Annotated in this window: 11 protein-coding genes, 3 pseudogenes and 1 riboswitch; of the genes and pseudogenes, 5 read left to right on the plus strand and 9 right to left on the minus strand. The window is 40.6% G+C overall.

Features of this window, described 5'->3' with window-relative positions:
• The first annotated feature begins 60 nt into the window (after positions 1-60).
• Positions 61-618: a DUF5366 family protein gene (locus NDM98_RS15500; RefSeq protein WP_251609701.1), complete on the plus strand. Its 558-nt coding sequence runs from the start codon at positions 61-63 to the stop codon at positions 616-618.
• Positions 619-798: 180 nt separating this feature from the next.
• On the opposite strand, the gene trmL is transcribed toward NDM98_RS15500, so the two are convergent.
• The 3 genes from trmL to NDM98_RS15515 form a co-directional block, all read right to left on the minus strand.
• Entirely contained in the window at positions 799-1,269 is a 471-nt protein-coding gene (gene trmL / locus NDM98_RS15505; RefSeq protein ID WP_251609703.1) for a tRNA (uridine(34)/cytosine(34)/5-carboxymethylaminomethyluridine(34)-2'-O)-methyltransferase TrmL, read from the minus strand.
• Between the two features lie 63 nt (positions 1,270-1,332).
• Positions 1,333-1,836: an amidase domain-containing protein gene (locus tag NDM98_RS15510; RefSeq protein WP_307728854.1), complete on the minus strand. Its 504-nt coding sequence runs from the start codon at positions 1,834-1,836 to the stop codon at positions 1,333-1,335.
• Complete coding sequence (locus NDM98_RS15515; protein ID WP_251609707.1) at positions 1,766-2,218, minus strand: hypothetical protein; 453 nt, start codon at positions 2,216-2,218, stop codon at positions 1,766-1,768. Before NDM98_RS15515 ends, NDM98_RS15510 begins: the two co-directional genes overlap by 71 nt.
• Positions 2,219-2,338: 120 nt before the next feature.
• On the opposite strand from NDM98_RS15515, the gene NDM98_RS15520 reads away from it, so the two are divergent.
• The gene (locus NDM98_RS15520) at positions 2,339-2,842 is read left to right on the plus strand and encodes a GNAT family N-acetyltransferase (protein ID WP_251609709.1); all 504 of its coding nucleotides are present in this window, start codon (positions 2,339-2,341) and stop codon (positions 2,840-2,842) included.
• A 25-nt stretch (positions 2,843-2,867) separates the two neighbouring features.
• Here the strand turns inward: NDM98_RS15520 and NDM98_RS15525 are convergent, their stop codons facing one another.
• Positions 2,868-3,404, minus strand: a complete 537-nt coding sequence (locus NDM98_RS15525; protein WP_251609711.1) for a methylated-DNA--[protein]-cysteine S-methyltransferase — start codon at positions 3,402-3,404, stop codon at positions 2,868-2,870.
• A gap of 63 nt (positions 3,405-3,467) precedes the next feature.
• Positions 3,468-4,620: pseudogene (gene queG / locus NDM98_RS15530) on the minus strand (tRNA epoxyqueuosine(34) reductase QueG).
• A gap of 98 nt (positions 4,621-4,718) precedes the next feature.
• Between queG and NDM98_RS15535 the strand changes: the two are divergent.
• On the plus strand, positions 4,719-5,390 hold the full coding sequence (locus NDM98_RS15535) for a B3/B4 domain-containing protein (RefSeq protein WP_251609713.1): 672 nt from the start codon (positions 4,719-4,721) through the stop codon (positions 5,388-5,390).
• 55 nt (positions 5,391-5,445) lie between these two features.
• Entirely contained in the window at positions 5,446-5,886 is a 441-nt protein-coding gene (locus NDM98_RS15540; RefSeq protein WP_251609715.1) for a Dps family protein, read from the plus strand.
• A 41-nt stretch (positions 5,887-5,927) separates the two neighbouring features.
• Here the strand turns inward: NDM98_RS15540 and NDM98_RS15545 are convergent, their stop codons facing one another.
• The 4 genes and pseudogenes from NDM98_RS15545 to metE form a co-directional block, all read right to left on the minus strand.
• Positions 5,928-6,977, minus strand: coding sequence for a M42 family metallopeptidase (locus NDM98_RS15545; protein WP_251610397.1), 1,050 nt, complete (start codon positions 6,975-6,977; stop codon positions 5,928-5,930).
• Positions 6,978-7,453: 476 nt separating this feature from the next.
• Positions 7,454-8,865, minus strand: a pseudogene (locus NDM98_RS15550) (NAD-dependent succinate-semialdehyde dehydrogenase).
• A 66-nt stretch (positions 8,866-8,931) separates the two neighbouring features.
• On the minus strand, positions 8,932-9,543 hold the full coding sequence (locus NDM98_RS15555) for a DUF3298 and DUF4163 domain-containing protein (RefSeq protein ID WP_251609717.1): 612 nt from the start codon (positions 9,541-9,543) through the stop codon (positions 8,932-8,934).
• A gap of 78 nt (positions 9,544-9,621) precedes the next feature.
• A complete protein-coding gene (gene metE / locus NDM98_RS15560; protein ID WP_251609719.1) occupies positions 9,622-11,913 on the minus strand; it encodes a 5-methyltetrahydropteroyltriglutamate--homocysteine S-methyltransferase in 2,292 nt (763 codons plus the stop codon).
• Positions 11,914-12,051: 138 nt separating this feature from the next.
• Positions 12,052-12,160, minus strand: a riboswitch (SAM riboswitch).
• A gap of 164 nt (positions 12,161-12,324) precedes the next feature.
• On the opposite strand from metE, the pseudogene NDM98_RS15565 reads away from it, so the two are divergent.
• Positions 12,325-13,792, plus strand: a pseudogene (locus NDM98_RS15565) (SLC13 family permease).
• Positions 13,793-13,802 lie beyond the last annotated feature (10 nt).

The following is a 13,802-nucleotide window of genomic DNA, read 5'->3' on the forward strand; positions in this document are numbered from 1 at the left end:
TGTACAATTAATACTATACATTACGCACGTTTAAACGTTTAGAACAGGAGTTTATCACTAATGTCAAACCGTTATTTAACAGGGCACTTTGCTTTAATTTCTATTATACTATTTAGCTTATCTCTTTCCTTTTATGCACAATCATTTATCCTTGGACAGTTAGAAAATCTAGGTGTCTATGATGGCATGCTTGAGTTTTTTACGGAAAGCGGCATTAAATTAGCCATCCTTTTTGTCTTTTTACTGATCTTTTTTATGGTCTTCTCCGCGTTAAAACTAATCTCAGATACAACCATCCAATTATCGATGTTGTTCTTTTCAAAGGATGAGGATGGAACAGAGTTAAACAAAGTTCGCGCAGGCTCTTGGATTTTCCTTGGAGCAAGTTTACTTTCACTTTTACTCATGCAGGAAATCTTTTTTATCGGGGTCGTTTTTATTGCAGCATGTATCATTTACTTTATGTTCTTTATCTATAAAATCTATGACTCTCTCAGCATTCTTAGTCTAATCGGGTTCGTTTTTTTCCACGTAGTCTTTTGGGGCGCATTTATATTAGCAGTCGGCTACACAACCTTACGCCTATATAATAGCTTCATCCAGAGTATACCTTTCTAAATGAATATAACGCAAAAAGCCTCTCGGAAACTTATTCTGAGAGGCTTTTTGTGATCTGTATAAATAGGGAAATTATTTAACCCTCAAATAGAGCGGACTGGATGGTAGGCCGTCTCCCGGTAGCATGAAAGAGGGCAAGGTTGCCGGAGCAAGTAATATCGACATACTACTTATTGCTCTCTAAATTCCTTGAAATCCTTGCTGTCTAATCGCCTCATACACAACAATTGCAGCTGTATTCGACAGATTCAAAGAACGAACTTTATCCGTTTGTGGAATACGCAAGCAGTTCTCCTTATATGACTCAATAATGTCATCAGGTAAACCTGTTGTCTCCCGTCCAAACACAAAAAAGATCTCCTCATTTACATCAGAGTAATCAAAATCACAATAGGTTTTTGTTCCAACCGTCTCAATTAAATACACAGATGCCTCTGGAAACTGATCTGTTAATTCTTTAAATGAATCATAATAGTGAATTTTGACATTTGGCCAATAATCACAGCCTGCACGTTTTAACATCCGGTCTTCCGTAGAAAAACCAAGAGGTCTAATTAAATGCAGAGATGTGTTCGTACCGGCACATGTTCTTGCAATATTACCTGTATTTGCAGGGATTTCTGGTTGATATAATACAATATTTAAGCCCAATTGGTACACCTCGTTCTAAAGATAAACGTACAAAAAGTAGTATACCACGAATGAGGTCTAATCTTATATCACAACAATACGAAAAAATTTATACTTAATCTCAGGTGTCCACGCGGTAGAATCCTCGTACGACCAGTACCTCATCCTACTATTCACTGTCTGTGCATTCACAAGTGGCTCATTGTTCTCATCCTTAGCCACAACCATCGTGGTATGCTGCCACCTTCCATCCCCTGTAAAGTCATAACAAATAACATCACCTGGCTGTAATTCCTGCGCAGTTGCTTTTTCTTCTCCCCTAAGTCCAGACGTTGATCCACTTAAATACCACCTTAATGAATGAGCAACCGTCCAGCTTAAACTCCAGCTTGCCCCTTCCGTCCACCACCCCTTGCTTTTCTGACCAGTTCGATTCATTGGAGCTCCACCAGCATGAAGGCATTGTGAAATAAAGTTCGTACAATTATCGGTAAATTTATTGTAAATGGGATTATAGTCATTCCACCAAGCGTTCCGCATAACGAACGGCTTCCCTGCGATTGTATCGGTTTTTTGATCGATATTCATTTTTCTCTTCTAGATGATCTAATGGCAAAGGGGCTTTTGGATCTAACTCAAGTGAGTGACGAATGATTTCATTATCTGTAGTAAGCAGTCTATTCTCAAACGAAGCACGTCTAAATTCCTGCCTCTCCTCCACGTATAACTGTTCGCGTTGTTTAAAAAGCCACTCATAATAGATGGTATAATCAACAATCGTTTGGTTTTCGATTTTTTGCATTCTAGTAATTTCACCTGCTGCCCTAGAATGCACAAGTGATACATGACGACGTTGCTGCGAGGATCTACTCCGCATAAGCCCTGCCATATCCTGTGGCGATGCATCTACAAATAATTGATTACGTTTTTCTGCCAATTGATGAATGGCTTTTACAATCGATTGATCCATAAGCCTTCCTCCTTATATCCCTTATACAGGCTATTCCTTGGCAGCTTGACTCATTCGAATAGATTAATGTATAATAATACATACGATATTATAAATATACAATTACTAGCGGGTGATACCTTGACATATTCCATTCGTTTGGCGAATACGACCGATATTCCTGACATGTGTCATTTAATGCACGAAGCTTTTTCTATCTATTCAGACCCACCATCAAGTGCACTTGATGAAACCATCTCTTCAATCACTAATAACCGTCAGCAAGGTGAACAAGCCGCACTACTCTTTGACAACACCAACACTCTACTTGCGATGATTCGATTTGTGCAAACGGACAAAACCATTAGTTTCCATCGGTTTGCCGTTAAGCCTTCTATTCAAGGCAAGGGGCTAGGAAGTTTGTTGCTAACGTGGTTAGAAGACTATGCTGTTCATCAAGATGTGCTGACATTAACGTGTAAAGTACGAAAGAATCTTTCTCAAAATATATCATTCTACGAAAAAAACGGTTATCAACAGGACAATAATTGGACCCCTTCCATTCAACACTCAACTCCTGTGTTAGCTTTCACCAAATCCATTACGACTACAAACAAAAAAAAGACACGCATAGCCTCTTACTGAAGAGGTGATGCTGTCTTATTTTAATTTAATGAGTTAGTATTTGTTCTCTTGCCCCTTCATGGACAAGAAGCATTTCTTTTTTATCGAGTCCGCCTCCATAACCTACCATGGAACCGTTGCTACCAATGACACGATGACAAGGAATAATGATTGGAACGGGATTACGATTGTTTGCACCACCTATTGCACGTACGGCTTTAGGTGCGCCAATTTCTTCTGCAATCTGTTTGTAGGAGCGTGTTTGACCAAAATCAATTTCCTTTAGGGCTTCCCACACTCGCTTTTGAAAAAGCGTTCCCGTTAGATCAACTGGGACGTCAAATGTTTGGCGCTTTCCAGAAAAGTATTCGCCAAGCTGTTCTTTAGCTACGGAAAGCGTTTCTGAACATTGCTGCCATTCTCCACTCATACCGAGTTTTAAAAGTTTGGCTCTAAGTGTTGAATGAATACTTTCAATCGTTCCAAAATGGAGGTGACACACTCCTTGCTCTGATGCAACAATGGTTAATGGTCCTATTGGGCTGTTCATTTCGTCCACAAAACAAGCGGAGCGATTGTTCATTCCATACTCCCCCTCTCACTATACTCAGGTCTCTATTATTCTACCTCAGGTTATTCAGACAAGCTAGTTCCTTGTTACGTTTGTTTCCAACAAATCCAGACCTTTCTTGATTTCTGCTAGCACTTGCTCATCTTTTTCGTTTAATTTCGCATTTTCAAGCACATTTTCTTCTTCCATCGTCCGACCTATTTTGCCAATCGCCCATGCCGCCGTACCTCTAATCACTGGTCGCGGATCATCCTTAAGCAATGATTTTAAAACAGGTAGTGCGCTCTCTTCTTTAAAATGAGCTAGGGCAATAATTGCATTTCTTTGGATCGGCTTTTTCCCACGCCAAGAACCAGAAATCTCTCCAAACTTCTCTTTAAATTCACGATTGCTCATGGTGAGTAATGGAATCAGACGAGGCTTAGCAATCTCAGGATCTGGCTCCATTTCTGGATGGTTATGCACGTCAATTCCTTTATTTTTAGGGCAAACCTGTTGACAAGTGTCACAGCCATAAATCCGGTTCCCAATTTTTTTACGATACTCATCAGGCAAAAATCCTTTTGTTTGTGTTAAAAAGGCAATACATTTATGCGAATCGAGCTGTCCACCTTGAATGAGCGCTCCAGTCGGACAGGCATCTACACATTTATTACAGCTGCCACATTGATCAGTAATTGGCGTATCTGGCTCAAACGGTAAAGTAGTAAGCAAGTCACCTAAATAGACATAGCTCCCAAATTCCGGAGTGATTATGGCGCAGTTTTTTGCGCTCCACCCTATTCCAGCGCGTTCTGCTACGGCGCGATCAGATAGTGCACCAGTGTCAACCATTGAAACTGTTCTTGCTTCCGGAATTCGTTCATTTAAATAAGTCTCCAATTTCTTCAGGCGATCTCGTAAAATATCGTGATAATCCTTGCCCCAAGAAGCACGACAGAACATACCGCGACGATCACCCTTTGTACCTTTTGGAGGATTTTTCATTTTAGATGGATAGGCAAGGGCAATCGAAATAATCGATCTTGCTTTGGGCAGGCTAAGCTCTGGATTAACTCGCTTCTCAATATCCGGTTCTTCAAATCCAGATTGATAGCCAAGCTCTTGCTGCACCAAGCAATCGGTCCTTTAATGTCAAAAAAGAATCCGCTGAAGCAAACCCAATTTTATCGATCCCGATTGTTTTACTGTATGCAATCAAATCTTGTTTCAACTGGGCGTATGTCATGCCCTTCTCACCTTTCTCCACACTTTTTTCATAAAAAGCGTTTTGGTTAATTTCATTTATCTTTCGTGCTATGCTTATTTAAAAAGGAGGCTTGTCCCGTGTTAGAAGCTACTATTGATCAATCGTTACATAACAAAGTACCATCACTCAAATTTGGCATGATATCTTACCATCATATCGCGATTGGTGCTTCACCACAAATGATACAAGGTCGAATCAGGTATTTTCAAGAGGTACTTGCTGTTTCCCTAGAAGAAAAAGAGTTCACCGATTTTGAGGGAATTGCAGCTTGGAGAGATGTTTTTAAAAAACTTGGCATCTCTGCTTCCAGGTATCGTCCTTCTCATGAGGCCTTATACCGCCGAATCAAAAAGGGGGATTTTCTAGAAGCACCACATTCAGCGATTGATTTGAATAATTTCTTTTCACTTGAGTATCAGATTCCTGTAGGCATTTATGATACTACACATATCGATGGACCGATTCAATTTAAAATGGGTGATGCGGGCGAAAGCTATGATGGGCTAAATGGTCGTACATTTTCAGCAGAAGCAAAGCTTGTGAGTGCAGATAATAACGGACCGTTCGGAAGCCCGATTGTAGATTCAACTCGGACATCAGTTAGTGCAGACACTACGGAAGCTATACAAATTTTTTATCTGAATCCAAATCTGAGTTTGGAAGAAGCAAGCCAACTTTTAGAGCGAGCGGCTCAGATGTTTACACAAGTACATGGCGGAGTTGCCAGTTGGAAGCTAATCGACGTTTAAATCCATTTATTTTTGGGAAACTATTAGTGAGTAATCATAATAGGAGGCCATTATCATGACACAAGAAAAAATTTCTCACATTTTAAACAACCAAGTATCCAACTGGAGTGTGCTTTTTACAAAGCTCCACAACTATCATTGGTATGTAAAAGGACCTCAGTTCTTTACACTACATGAAAAATTTGAAGAATTATATAACGAAGCATCTGGATATATTGATGAACTAGCTGAACGCTTATTGGCACTTAAAGGTAATCCACTTGCAACAATGAAGGAGCACCTTGAAACAGCCTCAGTTAAAGAAGCTGAAAATGGTTTATCTGCGGAATCCATGGTCGAGGACATTGTTGGTGATTTTAGTATATTGATTGAGGAATTAAAAGAAGGTATGGAAGCCGCTGAAAATCTCGGCGATCAAACAACTGCAGATATGCTTCTAGCCATTCATCAATCACTTGAAAAACACAACTGGATGCTACGTTCATTTTTACGCTAATCGTTAATATGAAAAAGCTGACCCAAATGGGCAAGCTTTTTTTATATGACTAATGTAGATTGAACATAATGATAGAGAAGTGTTCCTGTATGATCTAGCGAATCACGGTGTGTACGCTCGTATGCATGAGACGAATCAATTCCCGGACCAACCAATCCATGAACGATATCATGACCGGAGCGGATCGCAGCCGAAGCATCTGAACCATAATAAGGATAAATATCTAACTTGTAATCGACCTGATGTTTTTCCGCTAAACTGACCAGATGTTTACGAAGCAAATAATGATATGGGCCACTCGCATCCTTTACACAGATCGAGGCTGAATATTCATCCGTAGATTGCCCGTCCCCCATAGCTCCCATATCAACCGCTAGATATTCAACTGTTTCCGGGGAAATACTCGCATTGCCTCCGTAGCCAATCTCTTCATTATTCGAGATAAGAAAATGAGTGGTGTAAGGTAAAGATAGCTTTTCTTCCTTTATACGCTTAATGAGTTGAAGAAGCAACGCCACACTAGCCTTATCATCCAAATGTCTCGATTTTATGTAACCACTTGATGTTTCTTCTACCCGTGGGTCAAATGAGATAAAATCTCCTACCTCAATACCTAACTCGCGAACCTCATCAGCAGAATGAACTCGTTCATCTAAACGAATCTCCATATTCGTCTGATTCCGTTCAGCCGTTCCCGCTTCCTTATACACATGAACCGAAGTCTGATGCATTAAAATCGTACCCGTATATGTTTTCCCAGACGACGTTTCAATTTGACAGTACTCCCCTTCGATCGCATTGTAGCGAAAACCACCAATCAAATCCATACGCAGTCTCCCACTCGATTTGATCTCCTTCACAATCGCCCCAAGCGTATCCACATGAGCAGTCAGCATCCGGTGCTGCGACGTGTCCTCACCAGGAATTGTAGCCAGCAGTCCGCCCTTTCGATTTAAGCGATTTTCAATCCCTAAATTATTTAGAAAATCCTGTACAAATTGAATAACCTCAAATGTATTACCAGTTGGACTTGGAATGCTCACAAGTTTTTTTATAATATCTACTGTTTCCGATACCCGATCTACCGTCATCATAATTCCTCCCTATATGTACTCCATTTATACGATACCGTTTTGATGTGGAAGTTTCAACTATAGGGCAGTGGCGTGGATGGAGAAAGTTTCAGGTTTACGCTCTTTTTACCGATATCCGCTTCTCTTTACCGATATCTGCTCCTCTTTACTGATATCCCGCTCTCTTTGCTGATATCTGGTTCTCTTTACTGATATCCGCTTCTCTTTACTGATATCCTGCTCTCTTTGCCGATATCCCGCTCTCTTTACTGATATCCTGCTCCTCTTTACTGATATCCCGCTCTCATCCCCGATATCCCGCTCTCATCCCCGATTCCGCTCCCTCATCCTCGATTCCTCACTCTCTTCCTCGATTCCTCACTCTCTTCCTCGATTCCTCACTCTCATCCCCGATTCCTCACTCCAACGCTGCCTTCCTCCCCCACACAAAAAACTCCAAAGCCACCCAGGCTTTGGAGTTTCGATCCTACTTTTTACGTGAGTTTCACTGAAATATATTTGGTCTCTAGGTATTCTTCAATTCCGTGATGGCCGCCTTCTCTTCCTAGTCCGCTTTCTTTCAGCCTCCAAATGGTGCTTGTGCTGCGGATGGTCCACCGTCGTTTACTCCAACGATTCCGTAATCGAGCTTTTCAGCAAGCTTGATTGCTCTGGTGAGGTCTTGAGTAAATAGATATGCGGCTAAACCAAATGGGGTTGCATTGGCACGTTCAATGGCTTCGTCCTCTGTCTTAAATGTAGAGACAGGGGCAAGCGGGCCAAAGGTTTCTTCGATCATACAAACCATATTATCTGTTACACCGGAAATAATCGTGGGTTCCACAAATTGACCATGTTTACGGTTTCCACCATATACAAGACGAGCTCCTTTTTCTTTTGCGTCTTTTATATGCTCAAGGACTTTATCTACAGCATCATCATCAATAAGTGGGCCGATGTCCGTGTCTTCATTTAGTCCTTCGCCGACAACCAACTTCGAAACAGCGTCAGCAAATTTTTCTAAAAAGACTTCTTCAACTTCCTCAGCAACAAAAATACGATTGGCACAAACGCAAGTCTGACCTCCATTCCTGAATTTTGATGCTACTGCTTGTTCAACAGCATTATCCAAATCCGCATCACTTGTGACGATTAACGGTGCGTGTCCACCTAATTCAAGTGAGAGTTTTTTCATCGTCTCGGAAGCGCCAGTCATAAGCTGTTTCCCAACTTCTGTTGATCCGGTAAATGTCAGTTTGCGCACACGGCTGTCTTTTTGCCATGCTTCTGAGATTTCACTTGAGCTACCTGTCACAATATTGATGACTCCTTTAGGAATACCAGCTTGCTCTGCTAATTTGACTAGCTTAAAGGCAGTGAGTGGAGTTTGGCTAGATGGCTTCAGAACGGTTGTACAACCTACCGCGAGAGCAGGAGCTAGTTTTCGTGTGATCATAGCTGCAGGAAAATTCCACGGCGTAATTGCAGCCACAACTCCAACAGGCTGCTTAATAACAAATAGACGCTTGTCCGCGGCGGAAGCAGGGATCGTCTCCCCATATACTCTCTTTCCTTCCTCGGCATACCACTTGATAAACGCATTCGCATAACCAATCTCGCCAGAAGCTTCTTTTAAAGGTTTACCTTGCTCTTCAGTCATCGTTTTTGCAAGGTCTTCTTGATTCTCCTCAATTAAAGCATGCCATTTTTCTAGAAGAGCACTTCGTTCATATGCAGTCTTCGCTGACCATTCGGGAAAAGCGCCGTGCGCAGCATCCACTGCGGCCTTCGCCTCCTTCTCTCCTCCTTTTGGAACTTGATCTACTGTTTCTCCATTTGCAGGGTTCACAATGTCGATTTTTTCTAGCTGTTCACCAATCCATTCGCCATTTATATATAAATTCATAATCATTTTTCCTCCTTGATTGCATCTTTCATATACTCTTCCTGTTTTCGAATCAATTTAAACCAACTAATAGATCATTTCACCAAGAGGCCCATCATCACGAATGATTGACTGAATCCCATATACGGAAATGGGGAAGTAGGTAAATCCATATACATACGCCTGTAATTCATACAAATCAAAAAACAGGACCAACGATTTATCTGCGATGTACCATTTTTGGTCAGCTGTAATGCCTGTAAATGGGTTCAATAAATCAAGCTGTCTTGCTTTAATTTGTGCCTCGATGATCTTATTTAATGGTTGTGTGTAATTAACACCACCCTTAAACAAGTCACCTAAGCTGTAGATTTTTCCGTTAGCTGTATTCATGGTTAGTGTTTCTTGTACCGTCATTCCGTGAGCGCCGCCGCTATAATAATATAATCGGTTCATCAGGCTAAGAATATTCCGTTGATTGTTTTTGATTTCGTAGCCTCCTGTTAATGTTGTATCTTGAGGCGGCTCGTAATAACCAGAATCCTTAATCATTTTATGAACTTGCTGATTAATCGCTTGGTTTAATTCATGCTGAATATGTGGGGTTGGTAAACCCGTTAGTTCAGGGTAAAAAATATCAAGCCTTGGAGATAACATATGACGAGTGACAATTTGAGTAGGCAAGATCGAGGTGTTCATGCATACACTTCCTTTTTTAGTTTTTATAGAAGTCTATGCAAAAGAACCCACTGATAGCAGCGGGTTCTTAAAATGATCTTATTCAGGTGAAGTAACAAGTTGCTTTCGTGCTTGTTTTGCAGCATCAACCATGACTTGTAGAGCTTCTACTGTTTCTTTTTCCTTACGAGTCTTCAAACCGCAGTCAGGGTTAATCCAGAATAATTTTGGATCAAGTACTGATAGTGCGCGACTAATATTACGATCGATCTCTTCTTGTGCTGGCACACGTGGACTATGAATATCATAGACACCAAGACCAATGCCTTTATTATAGGTAAAGTCTTCAAACGCTGAAATCAGCTCACCATGACTTCTGGACGTTTCAATTGAAATAACGTCTGCGTCCAAAGCATCAATGGATTCAATGATCGCTTGAAAGTCTGAGTAGCACATATGAGTGTGAATTTGTGTTTCTGGTTGCACAGTAATCGTTGATAAACGGAAAGCATCAACTGATTGTGTGAGATAGGCTTGAGATTTACTTTCTTTTAGCGGAAGCCCCTCACGAATGGTTGGTTCATCCACTTGGATAAGATTAATTCCTTCTTTCTCTAGCTCCTCTACTTCCTTACGCAAAGCAAGCGCAATTTGGTTGACAACTTGACCTTCAGGAATATCAGTACGTGGGAATGACCAATTAAAAATTGTAACCGGTCCTGTTAGCATACCCTTAACCGGACGTTTTGTTTGTCTTTGTGCATAAGCCGTTTCCTTTACGGTCATCGGCTCAACAAATGCAACATCACCATAAATAACAGGTGGTTTTACACAACGTGAACCATAGGATTGGACCCAACCGAACTTTGTAAATTGGAAGCCTGCAAGTTTTTCACCAAAAAACTCAACCATATCCGTACGTTCAAACTCCCCGTGAACTAGTACATCAATATCAAGATCTTCTTGGATCTTAATCCATTTATCAATTTCGTCACGAATAAATTGCTCGTACTCAGCTGATTCAAGCTCGCCTTTTCTCCACTTCAAGCGTTGTTGACGGACTTCCTTGGTTTGTGGAAAACTACCGATTGTTGTAGTTGGTAGAAGTGGTAGCTGATACTTTTCTTGTTGTAGACGAAGACGTTCTGGTGCATCAATTGAACGTGTTGGCACTGACTCTCCAACTTCAGCAAGTAGCGCACGAACCTCTTCATTATTTCGACTAGACGAATCATTTAATGCTTTAACTGCTGCAGCGCTTGCTTCTAAAATCTGCTCGTCGCTTGTATCATTGGCTACATTCGTTAAAGCCACTAGCTCTTCAAGTTTCTCATCAGCAAACGAAATTCCTGATTTGAGTATTTCAGGTAATTCCTCTTCAAGCTTCACAGTAACTGGGACATGTAGTAAGCTACATGATGGTTGGAGTATCAATTGGCCCTCTCCAACGACTACAGAAAGCTGATCAACTATTTCTTTAACTTCCTTTAAATCAGCTCTCCAAATATTACGCCCATCAATGATTCCCGCAGCTAAAATTTTACCAGTTGGCAATCCGAATTTAATTACTTGTTTAAGAGATTCGCCAGCATCATGGACAAAATCTAAACCTATTCCTTGTACAGGTAGGTTGACAATAGCCTCGTAATCATCCACTGCTTCAAAGTACGTTTGTAGTAAAATGTTTAGCCTTGGAGCAGCGACGTCAAGCTGTGCATATACCTCTTGTAACAAGTCTAATTCAGAAGATGTTACTTGCCCATTTAAAAATGGCTCATCAATTTGTACCCACGCAGCATCCGCAGCTTCTAGTTCTTGTAGTAGCTGTGCATACAACGGAATAAACGAACGAATCAGTTCCTGCTCTGATAGGTCTGTTTGATTTTTTGAAAGCTTCACAAAGCTAACTGGTCCAAGTACAACTGGTTTTGTATCAATATCTAACTCAGTTTTCGCCTCTTTATATAAATCCAACACACGATTATGTACGAGTGATGTTGGTGCTGAAGTAATTTCAGGTACGATATAGTGATAGTTAGTGTTGTACCACTTTGTCATTTCAGATGCGACTGCTGAATCGGTACCACGTGCGATAGCAAAATACGTATCTACATCTACTTCGCCGCCGTTGTATTCAAAACGATCTGGTACTAGTCCAAATGAAACGGCTGTGTCTAATACATGATCATATAGACTAAAGTCACCTACTGGAATTAAGTCAATCCCTGCCTCTTTTTGTTTCTTGATGTTAGAAAGTCGAATGTCTTTAAGAGAATCAAGTAGCTCAGTTTCAGAGATGTTTTTCGCCCAATAGTTCTCTAAGCTTTTTTTCCACTCTCTTTTTTCACCAATTCTTGGATATCCAATGTTTGAACTTCTTACCTTTGGCATGTTCTCACTCACTCCTCATATAGTCTCTCAACTTAACAAACTCTAATCACAAACCACCTAAGCAGATCACTCCAAGGGAATAGAAAATGCCTCCTTCTATTAAAAGAAAGAGGCATTGAACAATCTCAATAAACGTTCCCCTTATCTTTCAAAGTGTTTCCACCTTGCTTGGATTTAGCACCTTTTCATTTTCTGAATGGTTGCTGAAGCTTCATCGGGCCAGTCCCTCCGCCTCTCGTTATAAGAGCATTTCACTATGTTATGTTGAATTGAATCTACTTTAGCATGAGATAATCCTCTATGTCAAAACAATTTTGAAAGTTTGCTCTTATTCGTCATTATTTGCATTCATCCTATAACTTGTGGGAAAATCAAATAGCTTTACTATTAATCTATGAAAGGTGTGAACCTATGAGCGAGGAACAAACTACTCAGCCTACTTATAACACAAGGGCTAAAGTAGGACTCATTTTAGGACCATTGCTATTTCCTGGCATACTTTTTAATCCCGTCCAGTCAATTAGAGCATGCACCTAGATTTGTACTTGCTATTACTCTTTTAATAGCTACATTCTGGGTTACTGAAGCCATACCAATGGCTGTTACATCATTAATTCCACTAATTGTTATTCCATTAGTTGGAGCTGCGGACATTGATACTATTGCCGCATCTTACAGTAGTCCGACAATATTCATGTATGGTGGAGGCTTTGTTATTGCGATTGCGTTGCAAAAATGGAACCTACATAGAAGAATTGCCTTAAACATAATTGATATGATTGGAACCGAGAGTCAACGGATTATTCTAGGGATTATTATATCAACAGCATTTTTATCATTATTTGTATCAAACGCTGCAACCGCTTTAATGATGCTTCCAGTTGCTCTCGCGTTGATCTCAGAGGTAAAAGAAAAAGAAATTCTAACTGGTAAAAGCTTAAGTCATTTCTCAAAAAGTATATTACTAGCTGTTGCCTATGCCGCAACAATTGGGGGGCTTGCTACTTTAGTAGCGGCTGTACCAAATGCCATTTTTGCTGAAATTGCGAGAACGCAGCTTGATCGTACTGTTGCTTTTTATGAGTGGTTACTCTTTGCAGGACCAGTTGCGTTGCTTATTCTGATTTTTCTATACTTCTATCTGACAAAAATGAAATTTAAAGTTGATTCAGGTAGTCAGAATCAAACGATTGATTTCATTAAGGAAGATAAAAAGAGTCTTGGGAAGATGTCTAGGGATGAAATTTGGGTTGCGATAATTTTCGGGATAACTGTGTTTTTATGGGTTTTCAAATCACTTGTATTCCCAGAAAACATCGCTGCTAATATGCATGATGGAGCCATCTCTATTTTTGGCGCCGTATCCCTTTTCTTTATACCCAGCACTAAAAAAGGTGAAAGAATATTAGAATGGCGCGACCTAAAAGAGCTACCGTGGAATGTGTTAATCCTTTTTGGTGGTGGACTAGCCCTTGCATCTAGCTTTGGAGCTTCCGGTTTAAACGACTGGATTGGCGACACGCTACAATTGCTTGAAAATTTCACCCCATTCATTATTATTTTGTTATTAGTCGTTATTGTATTATCTATTACAGAAATATTGTCTAATACTGCCGTAGCCAATCTTGTGCTTCCGCTTTGTGTAGGTTTAGGAATCGCTGTTGGTATGGATCCATTAGTTCTTATGGCAGCCGCTGCCCTATCTGCCGGTTCATGTTACATGCTACCTGTTGCAACACCTCCTAATACAGCCGTTTTTAGTGCGGGTGTACTAGATGTTGCCGATATGGCCAAAGCTGGCGTCTGGTTGAACATATTCTCGGTAATTGTGATTACCCTTGCCGTATACTTCTGGATGCCAATTGTATTTGGACTGTAATTAATTTTAG

The organism is Alkalicoccobacillus plakortidis (assembly GCF_023703085.1).
Lineage (GTDB): Bacteria > Bacillota > Bacilli > Bacillales > Bacillaceae_D > Alkalicoccobacillus > Alkalicoccobacillus plakortidis.